This is a genomic window from Photorhabdus sp. RW14-46 (assembly GCF_963887965.1).
Lineage (GTDB): Bacteria > Pseudomonadota > Gammaproteobacteria > Enterobacterales > Enterobacteriaceae > Photorhabdus > Photorhabdus laumondii.
The window spans coordinates 1-21,086 of sequence record NZ_CAWPHH010000021.1 but is presented as its reverse complement, the minus strand read 5'-3'; the positions used below and the strand labels follow the sequence as shown (position 1 = coordinate 21,086).

15 protein-coding genes are annotated in these 21,086 nt (G+C 41.1%); 8 read left to right on the top strand and 7 right to left on the bottom strand.

Annotated features, from left to right (window positions below):
* Window positions 1-529 precede the first annotated feature (529 nt).
* From AACQ38_RS15965 to AACQ38_RS15945, 5 genes are all read left to right on the top strand, one after another.
* A complete protein-coding gene (locus AACQ38_RS15965; RefSeq protein ID WP_011145644.1) occupies window positions 530-1,294 on the top strand; it encodes a TenA family transcriptional regulator in 765 nt (254 codons plus the stop codon).
* A 620-nt stretch (window positions 1,295-1,914) separates the two neighbouring features.
* Window positions 1,915-2,271, top strand: a complete 357-nt coding sequence (locus tag AACQ38_RS15960) for a hypothetical protein (protein WP_165578577.1) — start codon at window positions 1,915-1,917, stop codon at window positions 2,269-2,271.
* Window positions 2,272-2,836: 565 nt separating this feature from the next.
* Entirely contained in the window at window positions 2,837-4,504 is a 1,668-nt protein-coding gene (locus AACQ38_RS15955; RefSeq protein WP_165578576.1) for an FAD-dependent oxidoreductase, read from the top strand.
* A 613-nt stretch (window positions 4,505-5,117) separates the two neighbouring features.
* Window positions 5,118-5,567 carry a cupin domain-containing protein gene (locus AACQ38_RS15950; protein ID WP_011145646.1) on the top strand — a complete coding sequence of 150 codons (450 nt, stop codon included), beginning with the start codon at window positions 5,118-5,120 and terminating at the stop codon, window positions 5,565-5,567.
* A 693-nt stretch (window positions 5,568-6,260) separates the two neighbouring features.
* Window positions 6,261-8,936 (top strand): beta-N-acetylhexosaminidase, encoded by a 2,676-nt coding sequence (locus AACQ38_RS15945; protein WP_165578575.1) that lies wholly within the window; start codon window positions 6,261-6,263, stop codon window positions 8,934-8,936.
* A 68-nt stretch (window positions 8,937-9,004) separates the two neighbouring features.
* Here the strand turns inward: AACQ38_RS15945 and fur are convergent, their stop codons facing one another.
* The 7 genes from fur to AACQ38_RS15910 all read right to left on the bottom strand — a co-directional run bounded on the left by fur (window position 9,005) and on the right by AACQ38_RS15910 (window position 17,709).
* Window positions 9,005-9,451, bottom strand: a complete 447-nt coding sequence (gene fur, locus AACQ38_RS15940) for a ferric iron uptake transcriptional regulator (RefSeq protein WP_011145650.1) — start codon at window positions 9,449-9,451, stop codon at window positions 9,005-9,007.
* Window positions 9,452-9,816: 365 nt separating this feature from the next.
* Entirely contained in the window at window positions 9,817-10,347 is a 531-nt protein-coding gene (fldA, locus tag AACQ38_RS15935; protein ID WP_011145651.1) for a flavodoxin FldA, read from the bottom strand.
* Between the two features lie 174 nt (window positions 10,348-10,521).
* A complete protein-coding gene (gene ybfE / locus AACQ38_RS15930) occupies window positions 10,522-10,809 on the bottom strand; it encodes a LexA regulated protein (RefSeq protein ID WP_011145652.1) in 288 nt (95 codons plus the stop codon).
* A 138-nt stretch (window positions 10,810-10,947) separates the two neighbouring features.
* Complete coding sequence (locus tag AACQ38_RS15925; RefSeq protein ID WP_165578574.1) at window positions 10,948-11,916, bottom strand: GlxA family transcriptional regulator; 969 nt, start codon at window positions 11,914-11,916, stop codon at window positions 10,948-10,950.
* A gap of 186 nt (window positions 11,917-12,102) precedes the next feature.
* A complete protein-coding gene (locus AACQ38_RS15920; RefSeq protein WP_165578573.1) occupies window positions 12,103-14,253 on the bottom strand; it encodes a type I secretion system permease/ATPase in 2,151 nt (716 codons plus the stop codon).
* Between the two features lie 2 nt (window positions 14,254-14,255).
* Window positions 14,256-15,611 carry an HlyD family type I secretion periplasmic adaptor subunit gene (locus AACQ38_RS15915; RefSeq protein ID WP_011145655.1) on the bottom strand — a complete coding sequence of 452 codons (1,356 nt, stop codon included), beginning with the start codon at window positions 15,609-15,611 and terminating at the stop codon, window positions 14,256-14,258.
* Window positions 15,604-17,709: a peptidase domain-containing ABC transporter gene (locus AACQ38_RS15910; protein WP_165578572.1), complete on the bottom strand. Its 2,106-nt coding sequence runs from the start codon at window positions 17,707-17,709 to the stop codon at window positions 15,604-15,606. Before AACQ38_RS15910 ends, AACQ38_RS15915 begins: the two co-directional genes overlap by 8 nt.
* A gap of 322 nt (window positions 17,710-18,031) precedes the next feature.
* Here AACQ38_RS15910 and rtxH point away from each other — a divergent pair, with 322 nt between their 5' ends.
* From rtxH to rtxA, 3 genes are all read left to right on the top strand, one after another.
* Entirely contained in the window at window positions 18,032-18,382 is a 351-nt protein-coding gene (gene rtxH, locus AACQ38_RS15905) for a protein RtxH (protein ID WP_041379985.1), read from the top strand.
* A gap of 21 nt (window positions 18,383-18,403) precedes the next feature.
* Complete coding sequence (rtxC, locus tag AACQ38_RS15900) at window positions 18,404-18,865, top strand: RTX toxin-activating lysine-acyltransferase RtxC (protein WP_011145658.1); 462 nt, start codon at window positions 18,404-18,406, stop codon at window positions 18,863-18,865.
* 198 nt (window positions 18,866-19,063) lie between these two features.
* The coding region (rtxA, locus tag AACQ38_RS15895; protein WP_165578595.1) for an MARTX multifunctional-autoprocessing repeats-in-toxin holotoxin RtxA at window positions 19,064-21,086 on the top strand (2,023 nt) is incomplete at its 3' end.

Genomic DNA, 21,086 nt, shown 5'->3' with positions numbered 1-21,086 from the left:
AGTCACTTCAGAAGTGATTTTAGGTCTATTTATTCACTATTAGCGAATCTGTAGTATGAAATAAAATTTATCTTTATTTAGCTGCTATACCCTATGGATTTCAAGATGGATCGCGGCGGCAAGGGAGCGAATCCCCGGGAGCATAGATAACTATGTGACCGGGGTGAGTGAGTGCAGCCAACAAAGAGGCAACTTGAAAGATGACGGGTATATATAGCGGAAAGCCATACAGATTCAAGGCTGAAAGAAAATTGAAATGGTCATGAAAACCAAAATAGACATAGGATCGAACGTAAATAAAATTTCACTTGTCCTGACTGCTGGTCTTGTTGCCGCGTTTATCCCTTTGAATACAGTGCACAGTAGAACTGAGTTGGAGCATTAATATCTATATTCTTACCTACGGCTTTACAGCAATCTCTGTTAAGAGATTGATAGGGTTGCATAAACATAGAACTAATATTTTTGGCTTGAGAAGAGCTTGTATATCATCTATTTCATCGGTTGAATGTTACTAAAAGGGTTTATTATGGAACTCACTATCAATACTCAAAACGAGCTTAAAGAAGAGGCCGGTTATTTTTTATCTCCATTATGGCAAGATGTTTTCTCTAAAGTGTTATTGGAGGAGCTTAATTCGAATATATTTTTGGTCGCTTGCCGTTCTGGAGAGGCGGACCAGAATTTATTAAGAAAGTTTATGATCCAGCACCATTACTATTCACAATATTTCACCCGTTATCTGTGTTCATTGATGGGAGGTTTAGCAGATCAAAAAGATTTTATGCTGCTTTCTCATAATCTGTTGGAAGAGCTAACAGGAACCGATGCAGCAAAGATATCTCATGCAAAGTTATATAAAAAAGCGATGACGGCTATTAACGCTGTTCCTAAAAGTGACCCGATTCTTAACAGTACTCAACAACTGATTGATGCCATGTTTCGCCACTGCCGCAGTGATGATTCTCTAAGAGGGCTTGCGGCACTGTGTTTAGGTGCTGAGGCGATCGTACCTTTAGTTTATGGCCCAATTTTAGATGCCTTGCAATTAATAAAGGCACCTGATGATGCATTACATTTCTTTAGAATCCATGTTGAAGAGGATGAAGATCATGCAATTGCGATGAGAAAAATTATTGATCGAATGATTGAAGAGAAACCTTACCGAAGGGGGGATGTTATTGCGGTTGGTGAAGAAATGGTGCGTTTTCGCATTGGGATGCTTAATGAACTGTATCAAAGCAATATCAGGACAAATACAGATGTAACGATGCTTTTATCCGAGTGTGATTGAGATACTTTGTGTACATAATGACATGTACAGCAAAGTTACTTGATATAGTTTCTAGTGATGAAATATCAGCATAAAGCATTGGTGGGTATATTTTTGGCAAAATAAGTAATACAAACGATCGTAATCATATATAATGTAATAATTATTGGATTGAACTCGTATGATGTCAAAAATAAAAAAACGAAATTAGTAATTATTGATTCTATTGAATGGAAAGTTAAATTTAGATGTAAATTTTGTTGGACAATAAATTGTTCAACTAATATTGGAAAAGGTCGAGAAGAAATACTATATTAGAGAATATGTCGTTGTTGTGAATAGTTTCGGTCAAATTTCTTCGATGGCAATAGGTAAAGTTCTAAAACCTAAGTAAGTGATATTTCTCCTGAAATTCTCGATAAATATGAAAGAAATAAAAATTTCCAGATGGGATTTTAGAAATTGTTAATTATGCTCTATGGATTTCAAGATGGATCGCGACGGCAAGGGAGCGAATCCCCGGGAGCATAGATAACTCTGTGACCGGGGGTGAGAGAGTGCAGCCAACAAAGAGGCAACTTGAAAGATAACGGGTATATACATCCAGTAATTAGAGTTAATTATGGCGAAGGTAAAATATTGTGAATGGAGGTTTTTATGAAAATACGGTTATTGCAATTATAAAAAGATTGATTCTTGCTGAATCTCCCGATGTCTCTGAGTTTGAACGCATGGAGTGGTTCTTTAACATTCACAAAGATGTGTTCCCACCAACTCACTTTCAGTTCACCGGTATTTTTACTAAGAATTTAGGATACCTCTTTTTTAGAATTAAACTACGACGTAAGAGTTATACCCTATGGATTTCAAGATGCATCGCGGCGGCAAGGGAGCGAATCCCCGGGAGCATAGATAACTATGTGATTGGGGTGAGGGAGTGCAGCCAACAAAGAGGCAACTTGAAAGATGACGGGTATATTATTGTTATGACAGTATGAGAGGGAGATTATCAGAATATTGTTTATTACATTAAGGAAACGATAAAGAATACCTTGTTTAGTGTAGTGTGATATAAGATAAATGAATTCGTTTCTGTTGGATATGATGATTTATTTTAAATATTAAAAAATAGTGAAATTTTTGATGTTATTTTTTTGAGCTCTCATTTTTATTTATTCTTGAAAGATAACGGATATATAAGCGTTTCCTTAAAGAAGTGAGAAAGTATCACAATTACTCAGGAAAAAGAGTTGTGGAGCTTAACTGCCAGAGAAATGAAACGGTGTTTAGTGAATGATACATAGAACATGGTTATAACTATTTTGTTTTATATGAGGAGCGAGGAAAAGGAGATAATTCACAGATATATAAATTTTTTAATTAATATATACCCTATGGATTTCAAGATGTATCGCGACGGCAAGGGAGTGAATCCCCGGGAGCATAGATAACGATGTGACCGGGGTGAGAGAGTACAGCCAACAAAGAGGCAACTTGAAAGATGACGGGTATATTTGGTCTGAAATATTTATTGCTATTAATCATTATTAAGGAGAGTATATTTTGACTTCGGAAAATATTTCTGTATCACCTGTTGCCATCGTTGGTGGTGGACCCGTTGGTCTAATGTTGGCTTTATTTTTGGATTTATATGGTGTTCGTTCCGTTATCTTTAATTTGGAAGAAGAGACCCGATGGCAGCCTAAAGGCAGTACCCATAGTGCCCGTATTATGGAGCATTTTCGTCGTGTAGGCATATCTCAGCCTATTCGGTCATTAGGCGTGCCAAAAGAGTTCCCTTTGGACGTATCATATTTTACCAAGTTTAATGGATGGGAGCTTGCACGGATTACGTTACCGTCGGAAATGGAGAAAATGTCTATGCGCGAAAATGCGGCTTCGACAGATCCCGTTCCAGAACCCATAATACGTGCAAATCAAATGTATGTTGAAAGGTTTCTACTACAACATGCAAAGAGTCGTCCAAATATTACAATAAGATATGGCTGGCGCGTTAAAGATTTTGTCCAGTATAAAGATGAAGTAAAACTTTATGCGGAGCATATTGATGGAAAGTATGCAGATGAAGTTTGGCAAGCTGCATATATGGTTGGGTGTGATGGCGGACAGAGCTTTGTTCGATCTAAGCTTGGTATAGTTTACGAAGGAACCGTTGAAGCTAAGGCAGGTTTTCTAACGGGTGGAATGGTTTCCAGTTATATCCGTGTTCCTGGAATTCACCAGGGATTATTACGAGACAAAAAATCCTGGATATACAATATTATTTCACCTAGGGAAAATATGTTATTTATCTGCCTGGACGGTAAAGATGATTTTTTATTTGTGACTCAGAGTAAGGATGGGAAAGTTATCGATGATTTGGAAGTCGTTCGCATAGCGCAGGCAGGAATAGGTTCAGATGTTGAGGTATTAGTCCTTGGCAATACGATATGGAAAGGCGGTGTTGCTCTCGTTGCTGATAAATATTCTGAGGGTAGGGTATATTTAGCAGGAGATTCTATTCACTTATTTGCTCCCACCGGTGGTTTTGGTATGCATACAGGGATCGACGATGCTAGCAATTTAGCTTGGAAAATTGTTGCGTCTATAAATGGCTGGGCAGGTAATGCGTTAATGGATTCTTATGAAAGCGAGCGTCGTCCCATTGCATGGAGAAATACTGCCGCTGCACGTTCTTATACCCGGCAGACAGCATCACTATATGTGCCTGCAAATTTAGAGGATGCGGATTATGCGGGTGATCTGGCGCGTGAAAAGATTAATATTGAGTTAAGTCATTTTCGCTGTCAATTTACTTCTATCGGTGTGGAACTTGGTGCCCGATATGATAGTTCTTCTCATATTATTAATAGCGATCCCGTACCGGATGATGATTGGCTTAATTATAAACCAAGTAGTGTACCCGGAGGGAGATTGCCGCACTTATGGCTCACACCTATTCCTGGCACCAAGGTATCTCTGTTCGATATTTTAGGCACCGGGTTTAGTTTGCTTCGGGTAGGATCTCATTTTCCCGATATATCTGAATTATTAGCTCAGGCATATCAACGTAAAATTCCGGTCAAGATTATTGATCTTCCCGGTCATGATGCTTGGCAATTATATCAAACCAGGCTCCTTTTAGTGCGTCCTGACCAATATATTGCTTGGAGAGGTGATAGGGTTCCTGACAACATAAGTTCAATATTGGATAAAATTGTCGGTAAGTAAGGGATGATTTTCTGGGATGAAGATATTAACGCTAATGAAATAGGGTTAATAATATAATGGTTAACTAATACATCTGGTGCGCATATAAAAAAGTCAGCGAGCAGTCGAAATATTATTGGGGTTTGGTGTTAGCACATTAAGAAAAGCGCGCTTGTGGAAAGTGTATATACCCAATGGATTTCAAGATGGATCGCGACGGCAAGGGAGTGAATCCCCGGGAGCATAGCAAACTATGTGACCGGGGTGAGTGAGTGCAGCCAACAAAGAGGCAGTTTGAAAGATGACGGGTATAGATAACGATGTGACCGGGGTGAGCGAGTGTAGCCAACAAAGAGGCAACTTGAAAGATAACGGATATAGAACGATAATATAGTTCAACCACCACTGTTATTACGCAGAATGATACAGTTAATTTTATAAAAAAACTTATCGGTAATTTTGATGGTACTTCTTGTACGTTTGTCAGAAATTACCAGCATATGACATGGTATTGCTAGGATAATTAGGGAAGATAGGCCGAAATGGTAACTAAGATAAAATATGTTGAGTATTATTTCAAGATAGTTAAAAAATACAAACTTTACAATAAACTACAATATTAGAGGTAATTATAGTGAAAAAAACGTTTTTCTCATCTGGAGACTTTGGTAAAGTTCCCGGAGAATTAATTGAAGATAAGCCTACTCAATTGATTCATGAAAATGTATTGAACTCTGAAGTGAGTCAAGATTTGAATTTCTCAAATGAAAGGCGCCATAAAGTGGCTATGGTTAATTTACCTAGTAAAGTTCTCAGTATGACTCTGGGAGGGTTACAACCTGGACAATCGACCCGTAAACACAGACACAGTTATGAAACTATAATATATATCGTTAATGGGGAGGGGTATTCACTCATTGGTGAACAACATATTTCATGGAAAGCCGGTGATGCGATATATGTTCCTGTATGGGCATGGCATCAACATGTCAATAGTAGTGCTATTAATGAAGTATTCTATATTGCATGTGAGAATGCCCCAATGTTGCAAAACTTAGGTCTTGCTGTTCGTGAAGAGCTTTGAATTTAAGTAAGTGTAGGTTTTATAGATTGTATTTAAAAACAGATAATGTTTTCACCGGGATAGATGTTATTAGCAATATCCCGGTGGTATATATATATTAATTTCATCTCAATTATTGAATTTTTTATTCAGTTAAACTTTGATCATTTAATGATTCTCTATAATAGAAAAACAAATCACAATTGGTAGTTTATTTTTTTAAATATTATCATTGGTAAATAATTTTATATCTATTTTAGTTAGAAAGTATTTGTATTAATCGATCTGTTTTCTAGTATTTTCTTATAGTGTTAATCTTTCGTTTTTGTATTATTTCTATTTTTATATCAATGAGGTGTATAACTTCTATCTCGTTATTTTTTAATGTGTTCTCTGTCATGTTTTACAAAAAATCCTTTTTTCACTATTGATAATTTGTGGTGCGAAAAATAATCTTTATAGATGTCGATTAGATGATTTTAATTTTCTTTCTTAATGTAATGTTTTTTATTTTGTAAATCTATTTACATTTTTGGCAGTAATTTTATGGTTACATATGGCGTAAAGATTGGCATTTTTTTTCCAAAACGAGAAAGCGATTAAATTCAACGTCATCATGCCGTCTATTGTCTTCTCATGGCTCGTTGTTGCTGCTCTTAGTGCCTATGAGCAGTGGCTTACCTTACATAACTTTTGTGTTTGAAAGAGGTAATAATGAAGAAATTTAAATTGCATACATTAGCAGCACTGACTGCAACTGTTGGACTTATGGGTTCTGCATATGCTTCCCAAACAGCGCAGCAAGTGGTTGATGCACTGAGTCAATTAAAAGTTAATTATAAGGTTGTTGATAATCAGGCAGGAGATCACGGCGTTAACTGTGCGGTACTGGGGGCAGATTGGGCTAAATGTAATCGAGTGGATATTACTTTAACCAATGGTAATCAGGCGATTGACTCTATTGACTGGGCTATTTATTTCCACAGTATTCGTCAGGTCCTGAGCGTGGATAATGAACAGTTTAAAATCACGCGTATTACGGGCGATTTACATAGACTGGAGCCAACCGAAAAATTCACCGGTATTAAAGCTAATGAGCAGGTAAAACTGCCGTTTATTGGAGAATACTGGCAGATTTACAGCACTGATTTTCTACCTCGCTGGTATGCAACGTCGGGTAATGCGAAGCCTAAAGTGCTTGTTAGTACGGATACAGAAGATCTAAGTCAATTCTTATCTGCTTTCACCGATGATCAGTGGAAACGCACACAGACAGATAACAATATTTTGATGACGCCTGAAAACCGTTATATGAAGAATTTGCAGGTCAAAAAGGTTGGATCAGAGAAGTTGCGTGGGCAAATTATCCCGACACCAAAAGAGGTTCAGATTTTTCCCGAGGATGCTGATTTATCTGGCGGGGTGAGACTGGAATTGGGTGGTTTAAATGACGAGGCAGTTATTCTTGTCAGAAAACGTTTTACTGATCAAGGCATTAAATTAGAGGATAGTGGTTATTCAGTTGCGACCCAGATTGTCTCTTCAGAGTTTCCTGGAGATTGGCAGGTTAAAGGGGCTTACCGTCTGAATGTGACCCAGAATGGGGCACAAATTGTTGCTTTTGACCAATCCGGGGTGTTTTACGGTCTTCAATCTCTGTTGTCATTAATTCCTGTTGATGGCGATAGGAAGATTGCTACTTTGACGGCAAAAGATGCGCCCCGCTTTGAATATCGTGGTGCACTCCTTGATGTAGGGCGTAATTTCCACAGTAAACAGGCTGTTCTGCGTTTGCTTGACCAAATGGCAAGTTACAAACTGAATAAACTCCATATTCATCTGTCTGATGATGAAGGTTGGCGTTTGGAAATTCCTGGATTACCTGAGTTGACGGAAGTTGGCAGCCAGCGGTGTCATGATTTAAGTGAAACTCAATGTTTATTACCACAATTGGGTTCAGGCCCCGATAACAACAACATGGGGAGCGGATATTTCAGCCGTCAAGATTACATTGATATTCTGAAATATGCTAAAGCTCGTTATATCGACGTTATTCCTGAAATTGATATGCCAGCCCATGCTCGTGCCGCGGTTGTTTCTATGGAAGCCCGCTATAAAAAATTAATTGCTCAGGGGAATGTGAAAGGGGCGAGTGAATATCGTTTGCTCGATCCAACGGATACCACCAGAGCAACATCGGTTCAGCTCTATGATCGCCGCAGTTATTTGAACCCGTGTATGGATTCTTCAAAACGGTTTGTTGAGAAAGTCATAGGTGAAATTGCTGCTATGCATAAAGCAGCAGGTTCACCATTGGAGACTTGGCATTTTGGGGGAGATGAAGCGAAGAATATCCGTTTGGGAGACGGATTCCAGGATAAAAATGGTCCTATCGTACCGGGTAAGGGCATCATTGATAAAAGTGCGGAAGATAAACCGTGGGCTAAGTCTCAGATTTGTCAGAAGTTGATAGAACAGGATGTTGTGAAAGACATTGATCATCTTGCCAGCGACTTCGCAATTGAAGTGAGCAAAATTGTGAATGCTAATGGTATCGAGAGGATGCAGGCATGGCAGGATGGTTTAAAACATGCTAGCAGTGCTAAAGATTTTGCCACCAAACGCGTTGGGGTGAATTTTTGGGACACTCTCTACGATGGCGGCTTTGATTCAGTCAATGATTGGGCGAATAAAGGCTATGACGTGGTGATATCTAGCCCAGATTATATTTATCTGGATATGCCATATGAAGTTCATCCACAAGAACGTGGCTATTATTGGGCGGCTCGCTTTAACGATGAAGCTAAGATCTTTAGTTTTGCGCCCAATAACATACCGCAAAATGCTGAAACTTCCGTTGACCGTGATGGTAATGCATTCAGTGCGAAAAGTGATAAACCGTGGCCGGGTGCCTATGGGCTTTCAGGTCAAGGATGGAGTGAAACGGTTCGGACTGATGAGCAGATGGAATATATGATTTATCCGCGCTTGTTGCCGCTAGCGGAACGGGCATGGCACCGGGCCGGTTGGGAGTTGGATTATATTCCGGGCCAGGTATATAAGCGTGGAGAAACGTATAAAGTCGATATAGATGCGCTTAATCGTGACTGGACCCGGTTCGCTAACCTGATAGGGCAACGTGAGCTTAGTAAACTGGATAAAGCGGGCATTGCTTACCGTCTACCGGTTCCGGGGGCTAAGGTAAAACGGGGTATTTTGCGGGCTAATGTTGCTCTGCCTGGATTGGTAATCCAGTATTCGACGGATGGCGGTCATAACTGGGAAGTTTATAACAACCATAAACGCCCAAGAGTGAGAGGTGATGTGTTGATCCGTTCTGTCAGCCCGGACGGTAAACGTTACAGTCGAATTGATAATGTAAAGGCATGATAATGTTGTAGCAAGAGGGGAACCCTGGCGGGTTCCCCTCTCTAGGTGGATAAAAACTCAGGAGTGAATTACTTCTCGTCATGTGCACTACTATCTTCGCGGCAATTACCGGCAGAGCAGTGACCATATAAATAAAGACTGTGGTTTGAAAGTTTAATCCCATAACGCTCAGCAATGTTCTTCTGGCGTCTTTCGATATATTTGTCACTGAATTCAATGACTCTACCACAGTCCAGGCAGATTAAATGGTCGTGGTGGTGTTGTTGAGTGAGTTCAAAAACCGATTTGCCACCCTCAAAGTTATGACGGGTGACAATACCGGCATCATCAAACTGATTCAACACGCGGTAGACAGTAGCAAGTCCAATCTCTTCACCGTTATCAATCAGTTTCTTGTAGAGATCTTCCGCACTGACATGGTGGTATTCAGGCTCCTGTAACACTTCCAATATTTTCAGACGAGGAAGTGTAACTTTAAGTCCAGCATCTTTTAATGCCTTATTGTTGTCGGTCATGCGGATTCAGTCCTGTTACTCAGTAAAGTGAACTTAGTGATACTGCAAAAAGTACCAGTTAGTTATCAGATTATGATTATAGGCATGACTAATGAAAATGAAAACCACGTTAACCTTAACTTTCATTACACATTTTGCCAGAATAATCGTTTATAAAACGCAGGAATAACCTTACTATTTATCATGGTTAGGCTATTTTTTGCCATTCTTGGTAATAAAAAGCGGATTTAAGCCGTGTTTTGACAAAAGTAATAGCCTTTGAATGCGATCCCACAGGGTGAGTGAAGCGAGTCACTTCTCACCTACCGTGGGTTCACTATTGATAAGAAATGGCCTGCACCAATTACGCTTACTGGGATAGGTCGCTATCCTGCAAGAATTTCTGACAAACTCAGCTCTTCGTAGATCTGTTTAGTCCAGGCATTAACACGCTCTTCTGTTAATTCTGGTTGGCGGTCTTCATCAATAGCAAGCCCAATAAAATGGCTATCATCAGCCAGACCTTTTGATTCTTCGAAGTGATAGCCCTCGGTTGGCCAATGACCAACAATAATGGCACCGCGGGGTTCAATAATGTCACGGATGGTTCCCATCGCATCGCAGAAATATTCCGCGTAATCTTCCTGATCACCACAACCAAAAAGAGCGACCAGCTTCCCTTCAAAATCGATCTCTTCCAGAGTAGGGAAGAAATCATCCCAGTCACATTGTGCTTCACCGTAGTACCAGGTAGGGATGCCGAGCAGCAGAATATCGAACTGTTCGATATCTTCTTTGCTGCTCTTAGCAATATCATGAACTTCTGCAATGTCGGAACCCAGAATTTTTTGGATCTTTTTGGCAATATTTTCCGTGTTGCCGGTATCGCTGCCAAAAAATATACCTATAATTGCCATAGGATAATATAACCTCTTGTTTTATTTGTGTATTTCTGTATGAGATATACGTATAAAATGTTAAAAATCAGTAAAAAAGGTTCTGATTGTATTAATAAAAAAGCAAAATCCTATTCTGACTAAACAGTCAGGACAATTCTGTCAAATTTGTGTGATTTCGTGCCTTCAATGCTATCAAGTCGTGGTGTTACTTTCTGCTAACTGGGCCAGCAAAATTTGCTCAATGAGTTCACTGCGGCTGATGTTGCGTTGCTGTGCAAGAAAGTTAAGTGCGTCTACTGCATCAGCATTTATTTTCAGCTCCACACGACGCAGACCACGCACCTTATCACGGCGAAGTTGGTTACGCTTGTTGACTCTGAGTTGTTCATCCCTGGAAAGTGGGTTGGTTTTTGGGCGCCCCGGTCTGCGTTCATTTGCGAACAAATCCAGAGTGGTGCGATCCATTTGTTCTTTTGCCATAAATTCAATTAGTAAAGGGCGTATACCATAAAATATAGCACGCCATGATACCCCAGCTTCTAGTGTATCGCTACTGCCTGACAAAGATAAAAGCGGCGTCATTGCTTATCTGTAAAGGATTATGCTTGAGTTTCCGTTTTAGCGGTGTTGGTATTTTCTACGGTACTCTATTGGTGTTAACCCATTAAGTTTCTTGAATAACTCTCTGAAATAGCGAGTATCTTCATAACCAACTTCATGGCTGATTTCTTCTATGGTCTTATTCGATTTTTCTAACCGGCATTTCGCCAGAGATAGTCGAATCTGTTGGATATATTGAATCGGTGTCTGGCCGGTTGCAGTCTTAAAGCGCCGCTTCATTTGCCTTTCACACAGATGAATTTTATCGGCCAAATTGCCAACCGATAATCTGTCTGATGGGGCAGAATGCATCCAGTCTTGTAGTTTGTGGATTAATGTATCTGAATGTTGGCGATAGGGTACAAAACTTGCGAGAGTATGAGAGGGGAGGCCTTCCATATTACCAAATATGAGCTGACTACAGGTTTCCCTGGTATTTTGACCATATATCTGTTCAATAATATGCATCATGACATCGTTGTATTCATAGGTACCAGAAGTACAAAAAATATTGTTATCGCTGGTGACTTTTATTTCTGAATGTAACTGTACTTGCGGAAACATGTCCTTAAATAATTTGGTAAATAGCCAGTGTGTGGTGGCTTTGCGGTTATTGAGTAAATTAGCTTTAGCCAGTACAAAAGAGCCTGTACAAACGGAGACGATAAGAACATTTTTTTCTTCCATCATCTGGAGCCAATCTAAGGTTTCTTGAGTACAAAGATCGAAATCGCAATAAGGAGCCCCAATTGAACCCACCAGGACAATATCTGTTTGTTTTATTTCGCCTATGAGTTTATTGGGTTTTAGCCGAACACCACCCATCCCGACAACGTCCTGATTATCCTGTGTGACAATATTGATTTCTGGCTCCGGCGCTCCGGCTAAACGAGCGGCAGTGGTTAAAATTTCTATTGGGCCAGTGATAGAAGTCAGAGATCCTCCTGAAAATACTAACACGCTTAAAGAAACTGGATTCCTGTCCATAAGAATTCTCCAACTTAAAAATTAAGATGTATCAAGATATTTCATTATCTAACATCTTAATAACTTATTGTAACAATTTGAATAATTTAATTACATTGAGTTATTTTTTTGAACAAACAAGTAAAATAAAAAATAATTTCAGCCAAAACTTATTCCGTCTTTGTTAAGAGTTGGCTGAATTGCCATTTAGTTTTCGCCAATTTGTTGATGCCACAGATGCGCGTATAAGCCGCCTTGCTGGAGCAATTGGTCATGTGAGCCAAATTCGATAATTTGCCCCTGATCTAACACACAGATTTTATCCGCGTGGCGAATTGTATTGAGCCTGTGAGCAATACTGATCACTGTTCGGTTACGGCATATTTCGTCCATATTTGCCATGATTGCCGCTTCAGATTCATAGTCCAATGCTGAGGTAGCTTCATCAAGGATCAGGATGGTTGGGTTGACCAAGAGCGCTCTTGCTAATGCGATTCTCTGTCTTTGACCACCTGAAAGATTTACTCCTTTCTCCCCAACTGGATGCGCAAAACCGTGAGGAAGGGATTGAATAAATTCAATGGCTCCGGCTAACTCAGCGGCACGATAGACTTCTGCATCTGTTGCGTTGGGCTTACACAGCCGAATGTTATCGGTGATGCTGCCAGAAAACAGGATACTTTCCTGGAGCACAACACTCATATTGCGGCGTAAAGAGACGGGATCAGCAATAGCTAAATCCATGCCATCAATCAAAACTTGTCCATGTTGAGGTACGTATAACCTTTGTAGCAAACGGGTGAGAGTACTTTTACCTGAACCGGACGGTCCAGTTATACCAATAAATTGACCCGATTTTATCAATAACGACAGGTTCGCCAGAACTTCCGGTGTATCGTCATGGTAGCGGAAGCGAATATTTTTGAATTCAATTTGGCCTTCCAGCTCAGGTACAGAAGCCAATCCCTGTTTACTGTTTTCCATTGGCTCATCAAGAATATCCCCCACACGTTTCAACGCGATTAACGTATGCTGAAAATCCTGCCAAACCTGTGCCAGCCGGAGGATAGGTTGCGTGACGTGTCCGGCCAGCATATTGAAGGCGATAAGTTGCCCCGGAGTCAGTTCACCGCGTAAGACTTCGGTCACCCCCCACCATAGGAGGATCGCGGCGGTAAATTTCTGGACAAAATCGATTCCCTGTCCTGCGATTAAACCGCTTTTCTGTGCCGCGAAGCTTTTAGTCAACTGTTGGCTGAGAATACGCTGCCACTGATGTAAGAAACGGTTTTCAGTAGCGGTGGTTTTGATGGTTTCAATCCCAGTGACGGCTTCAGTCAGAAAGCTTGTTGCATTTGCATCGGTTTCATATTCTGCTTCTACTTTGCGGCGAATAACCGGCCCGGCGACTACCCATAATATGAAGTAAACAAAAAGTGAGCCAATAACAATCCAGGTTAGTATCCAGGCATAATAAAACATGATGCCAATAAACATGATGACGAAAATTAAATCCAGCAACAGCATCAGGGTAGAACCTGTCAGAAACTGGCGGATTTGAGACATCTCTCTGACTCTGGCAATGATCTGCCCTGTTTGCCGTTGCTTAAAATATTGCAGCGGCAATCCTGCCAGATGACGATACAGTCGCCCGGAGAGCTCGGAATTTATCTGGCTTGCCATGTGCCCAAACACGGTGTTGCGCATAAAGCTATACAAGGGTTCGGCAAGGGCGATAGCGAGCATAGCTATACCTAATACATGCAGGCTAGATAAACTTCGTCCTACTAATACCTTATCGATGATGTTTTCAAACAAGATCGGACTGGCCAGTGCAAATAACTGGAGAACCATGGCAAACAAAAACAGATCTCTTATCTGACTTTTCTGGCGGAAAATGGAGGGATAAAACCAGCTCAAGCCGAATTTGACATGCTTCTTAGTTAATTCCTGATCTGCGATTAAAAGAATCTTATATACATTCTCTTTATTACCCGTAGATGTAGATAGGGAAAGCGATTGAGTTTGTTCAGTCACAGGATCGAGAATGGTAATATTGTCATTCTCGACTTCAATGAGTACCCACCACCGTTGTTCCAGCTCAATCAATGCCGGTAAGGGTAATGTTGGCCCTGTGTTGACAGTTAATCGCTCAATTTTACTGTGTAGCCCAATAGCGTTGGCGGCTTCACGCAGCTGTAGTTCACTCAGATATAAGGAGTCAAAACCCAGGCTGTGTTGAAGTTGATCGACAGTAGCTGGCTTATGAAATTGTTTCCCCACATAGACGATGCAATTCAGCGCCTGATTATGAGTGTAGTTACTGGAGTCAGTAGCAGAAGAAGGTAATAGGTTCACGATTATTTCTCCCTCAATGCTTCAGATTGATACTCTCTGATAGGGCTCAAGAGATAATCGATAACGCGGCGTTGGTCGGTTTTGATTTCAGCGACGATTGACATTCCTGGGGTAATTTCAACCTGGGTATCGTCTATGGCAATGCTATTACGTTTAAGGCTCACTTGAGCAGGAAAGACCAATCCTAGCTGTTCATCGGTGGTTGAATCTCTGGATATACTCAACAGTTCGCCGTCAATCGTGCCATAACGTGTATAAGGGAAAGCATCGACCTTAATGGTGACTTGTTGCCCCGAATAAACAAACCCGGCGTCTTTGTTTAAAATTTGCACTTCTGCTAATTGCACATTGTCATCAGGGACGATCACCATCAAGTTTTGTGCTGGTTGCAGTACCGCGCCTAATGTATGGACGCTGAGTTGTTGAACTGTTCCTGTGACGGGGGAGCGAATGACTTCAAGTTGTTCCCGTACCTGAGCTTTTGCCAGCTCTTGCTCTAAAACGACCAATTGAACTTCGGCCTGTTTTCTTTTATCAAACCATTCGCGCTCTTTTTGTGTTTTCAGGCTGTTTAAGCGCTCTTCCAGGCTAATATATTGCGATTGCAGAACATGAAACTCCGCATTTTGTTGGGCAATCAGGCGTTCTGTTTCCAGAAACTCTTTTTCCTGTTCAAGATATTCAACTTTACTGATCACTTGTTTTTGACTTAAGGTTTGACGTGCTTTTAAACGCTGGCTGATATTTTGTCGGAGCTTAGTGAGCGCATTGATATCGCTTTTTCGTGATTGTTGAGAAGAGAGATTGACGTTCATCTCTGCTTTCAGATTTGTTACAACCGCTTCGTATTCTCTTTTCTCCCGGGAATAGTTGTCAGCAACTTGTGTTTGTTGAGATACCGGCAAAGCCTGAAACAGCTCCTGTTTTGTCGGTTCCTGCTCTTCTGTCAAAGCTTGATAACGAATTTTTTCGTGGGCTTGATATTCGATCTGCTTTAATAACCGGGTGATATCTTGGTTAACACCGAGTGTGTTGAGTGTCAGCAGTGGGGCGTCTTTCTCTACCCGCTGCCCATTCTGAACATGGATAGCGGTCACCCGGCTCTGTTCGTATGCCTGAATTATCTGAGAACGGCCAGAGACAATCAGGCGACCGGTTGCGGTTGCCTGAACATCCAACTTACCCAGATAAGCCCAGAGCAAGGCCATGATAATGCCGATACTGAGCGTGATTGCAGTGTAGCGGGCAAAAGGTGACGGTGGTCGTTGTGACAATGCTAAATGTGTCGGTAAAAAGTCATAGTGCTGCGGACAAGGGCGCAACCAGGTTTTAATTTTATTCTTAAACGCTTTAATCATGACAAGGCATCTCCTGTTTTAATTCTTGTTGTAACTGCCAGAGCTTCCGGTACTGTCTACCGTGGTTAATTAGCTGTTCATGAGAGCCTTGTTCGAGAATTTCCCCCTGTTTAAGAACAATGATGCGATCACAATGACGTACAGTTGAAAGGCGGTGTGCGATTGTGATAACCGTTCTGCCTTGGGCAATTTCTGCCATATTTGATTGAATGCGTGATTGTGACTCGTCATCAAGCGCACTGGTTGCTTCATCAAGAATGAGGATTTTGGGGTCAGCGAGGAGAGTCCGGGCAATAGCCAGTCGCTGACGCTGACCACCAGATAAAGATTGCCCGCCTTCTGCAATGGTTGTGTCATATCCCATCGGCAGCCTGAGAATAAATTCATGAGCGCCTGCCAGTTTGGCGACTTTAATCACCGATTCTAGGCTGGCATCGGGTTTCGACTGAGCGATATTTTCATATACTGTTTTATTAAATAAGAAATTTTCTTGCAGAACCACACCAACTTGTTGTCTGAGTGTTTCGATCCCTATGTTTTGCAATGGAATGCCATCTATGGTGATTGCGCCTGTTTCCGGGGAATAAAGGCGGAGTAATAAACGTGCCAGCGTGCTTTTCCCAGAACCGGAAGTACCTACGATACCAATGGCTTCTCCGGCTCTGATATCAAGGGTCAGTCCTTTGATAGTTGGCGGAATATCAGGTTGATAGCGAAAGACAATATTGTTAAACGAAACTGCACCATGCAGTGCTACCTGCTGCTGGCCGGATTGTTGCTCGGTTGGCAGGTTTAACATATCTCCTAATTTATCTACGGCTACCCGTGTTCTGATGAATTGTCCCCATAGTTCCACCAGTCTGGCTAATGGCTGGGAAGTGTGGTTGACCATCATATTGAAGGCGATCAACTGACCGAGGGTCATTTGCAGTGATAAAACCTCTGATGCGCCTAACCAGAGAATTGCCGCACCGGTAACTTTTTGCAGTAGCATAACAATATGGTTTGAGCGATTACCCAGTTGCTGTACTGCAAAACTAGTATCTACCATCTTCTCAGTCTGGCTATCCCAACGGCGAACGAATTTGGGCTCTACCGCCAGACTTTTCAGGGTTTCAGCACCAGAGACCGTTTCAGTCAGAAAAGAGGTATTTATTGCTGCATGGGTGAATTGTTGTTCAACCGCTTTTTCCATACGAGGCGTCACCCACCACGCCAAAATGGCATAAAAAGGGAAGGTTGCGAGAAAAACCCAAGTTAGTAGGCCGGATAACAGGCTCATCACGTAGATGAAAATAAACATAAATAGAACATCGACAGATAAGGTGAACATTGAGCCGGTCAGGAATTCTCTAACGGTGTCCAGTTCACGCACCCGAGTAACAATCGCTCCCACTTGGCGGGATTTAAAAAAGAGTAAAGGTAGCCCGAACAGATGCCGGACTAGTTTTAATCCCAGTTTGATATCAATGCGGTTTGCGGTGTGAGCGTATTGGTATTCTCGTAATCCACGTAAAATCACCTCGATGATGCCGGCGATGATTAAGCCAAAGACTAATACATCAAGTGTTGATAGCGCTTGGTGGATTAAGACCTTATCCATTACCACTTGAATAACTAAGGGAGAAATTAGCGCAAGAATCTGTAACACAAAGGAAAATAACAGTATCTCACATAGATTTTTCTTTTGTGCCAGAAATTCTGGAATAAACCAACGGATGTTAAATTTAGCTTGTTTCTGTTTTATTTTAATCCATTTTCCATTCCACTCTTTTATCAGTCTTTCTTCGGACCATATTTCAGGATTTTCTTTATCAACCCTCTGTATTAGTGAGCTCTCTTTATTCGATTTGGCTAAAACAAAAGGTAGGCCATTATTATCAAACAAGATTGCGGGTAAAAGTATATTATGGTGCTTTTTGCTTACGGAATTTTTACTTGAAATCGATAAATTAAATTTTTCCTCTATATTACTTATATATGAATAGTAACAATTAGATTTTTTTAAGTTATCAATGTCAGTGATGTTTTCTTTTCTATTATATATCATTAATATTAATCTTAATGATGCTATAGTCAATTTCTCAATTTCATTCATGAAAAAATATCTTTAAAATCCACAAAATACGAATTAAAACAAATTGTTATATTAATTTTGTGTAGCATTTAAGTGTTACTCATTATCTTATATTTATCGTCATTATCGATGTGGGTAAATGGGACTATATATGTGGGGTAAAAGGACTTTTTGTGTGTAAATGTTGATTTTAAGTTTTTTCTCTATATTATTTTATTGATTTTTTTACTCTTAATGTATTTATAGATATAAAAATTCAAGATATCCGTGAATCAAATGTATTCTTTGTTGTATACATTGTATAACTTCATTAATAAGTTGTTTATTTTTGGTAAATAAAAATATGTCTGAAAAATTCGTACAAACCATCTCTAGTGTTAATTATAATAAAGGTGTTTTTTCTCTTTATTTCGTTGGTCAAGAACCTAATCGTATGGCGAATGGGATAATGGCAGAAAATGATAATGAACTTGAATTAAAGCAAGTTATCCATATGCCAGCATCAGGATTTATGTATATGGTTTCTATGGTTAAAAATATGTTGGAAGATCCACGAATGGCGGCTGAATTTGATAAATTAGTTGCAGCAGGGTTTTTACCCGCGCCACAAGTGGCTGAAGAGCAAATTGCATCGGAATCTATAGTGGAAGAGCCGGCTAACGCTAAAAAACGCCTATCTAAAAATACAAAATAAAATCTCATGGTTGATTAGCGCATGGCGATTATACATCAACCAGCGAAACTGAATACCGCAGAAATTCAGGCAATGATTGGAGGAGTGATGCTGCTGAGCCAGTATTCTCCTCTGCATCGAAGATACCTGGTGTCCGAGTGGCAACAGCGTATCTTGCCTGCATTTGAACTGAATCAGTTTTGCTACTATGCAGATGGACAAGGGCACCCAATCGCCTTTTGTAATTGGGCTTTTTTATCTGAGCAGAATCGAGATGAGCTTCTTTCGGGAGAAAGAGAGCTTATCCACACAGACTGGCGCTCAGGTCCACATATCTTTTTTCCTGAAATGATTGCGCCTTTTGGTCACGGGCGTGAAGTTGCCAGGGATTTGCGCCGCCGTGTCTTTTTGCCGTGGAAAGGCCAGAAAGCTTGTACTGTCCGCGGGAAGCTGGATGTTCAAAATAACCGCTGTATTCGTCAGGTACAGTGGTTTTTTGTTTGATCAATTTGTTTGATCAAATAGCACTGAGCGCAGGCCCTTCCTTCAGATAGGGGATAAGTAGTTATCGGAGTGTGTAAACTTGACGTTAAACACTCCGAATTTTTTGACATTAAGTGGATGTCCCGCCGTAACCGAATAGCGGCTGGTGTAGCCAGAGGGTGGGGAGATACCCTCTTGTATGATTTAAAGGAATTTTTGATGGGGAAAGCATCGAATAGAAGTACAGTGTATCTCTTTACAGGAAGATATTACGACGATAATGACGGTAATAGTATTACTGCTATTGGGGCTGGTGGTGAAGTTTATGCTTATGGCGGAAATGATGATGTTACCGTTGGTTCATTTAAAGTCGATGTATACCATACAGATGGCGACCTTACGGTAAAGGGAGTATCAGGTTATACCGGTATTCATAAAACGGGAAATGGCGGGCTGTCATTTGCGGGGGCTGCCGGTGTGGCTGCTATTGATCACACGGGTGAAACGGGAAATTTAAATTATTCGGGTGCGGCCGGTTATAATAAACTGGTCCGTAAAGGGTTGTCTGGTGATACTCGTTTTAGAGGGGCCGGTGGATATAATCAATTATGGCATGAAACTAATCGGGGAAATTTAGATTTTGCCGGCGCAGGGGCAGGCAATGGCATTAACCGTACCTGGTTTAACCGTTATCAAGATTCACAGGGAAATGTGATATTTAATGGTGCCGGTGCTGCAAACAGTATCAATTCGCGGGTAGAACGCGGTAATGTTACATTCAACGGGGCCGGTGCTGATAATCACATCGTACGTAAAGGTAAAGAGGGTAATATTATCTTACGTGGTGCGGGGGCATCGAATCGAATTGAGCGTGTATACCAAAATAAAGACGAGTATGAACAGACCCGTGGTGATATTACTTTTGAAGGTGTTGGCGGTTATAACCAGCTCTATTCTGATGTCGCGCATGGCAATATTAATTTCTCCGGTGCGGGGGCTTACAATGTAATCACCAGAATAGACGCGAATAGCAATTTCGATGGTGAGACACTGGAATTTGCTAAAGCTGAAGAGATCGTATTAACGACGGCAACGATGGGAGGACGCGGGATCCAAGAGTCCCAGAAAGTCACAGGGATGAAATCAACCGTTGAACCGAATACCTATCTTTTTGCCTTTGCTGACAAAATGTACACTAAAATCAGCAAAGTTCGGCTGCAAAATAATCCCATTACGGGCAAACTCGGTTATTATGCCACTTCCTGGTATAAAGCGGGCAATCACCTTGAAAATCTTGCTGCGAAAGAAATTTCGTCAGGCAATGGATTTATCACGGTAAATGCTAATGGCGCTTATCATCTTTCCGGTTTAATCTTTGAGCGTCTGCAACCCGTCACGATCCATGCTATCGAGGAAAACCTGTTGTCAGATCAGTGGGTAACCTATGCGGGTGGTGTGATGGTTAAAGCGGAGGATATCTCGCTAGGCGATGCCAAAATGGAGGGGTATGTCGTCTTTTCTGATCAGGGAAAAGTCGATGTTTCCGCAGTCAAATCGAACCGAAAACCCAATACTTATGTGTATGCCAAAGTCATAGGATCCTATATCGAAGTAGTTGAAGTTCAGTTGGCCAATGATCCCGAAACAAAGCACCTCAAATACATCGCAACAGCCTGGTCTAAAGCAGGCGATCATATGGGTGATTTAGCCAATGAAGAGTTTTCCTATGCTAACGGGTATACCTCTGTCTGCCCCGGTTACACGTTAAGCCAGCTTCAATATGACATCAATACAGTGCGCCGTACCGCCCATCGATTAGTGCATAGCAAAGAATATCATCATCAAGACCTTGTGAAATTATCTGCAAGCAGTAATGACATTAATTTTAACGGTGCGGGTGGTGGAAACGTTATTACATCTGATGTCACACGGGGAGATATTAATTTCACAGGAGCGGGGGCGGCGAACGTTATTTTGCATGGCTCAAAGTTCGGTGATACGCATTTTAATGGTGCGGGTGCTGCCAACGTGATTGTAAAAAAAGGTAAAAAGGGCGATCTGATATTCCGTGGTACCGGTTTAGCCAATGTCTTGGTTCACCAAGGCAAGAGCGGAAAAATGGATGTTTACGCCGGTGGCGCGGTAAATGTTCTTGTGCGTATCGGGGATGGGCAATACCTGGCTCATCTGCTGGCTTATGGCAATATCTCAATCCACAAAGGCAACGGTAGCAGCCGGGTGC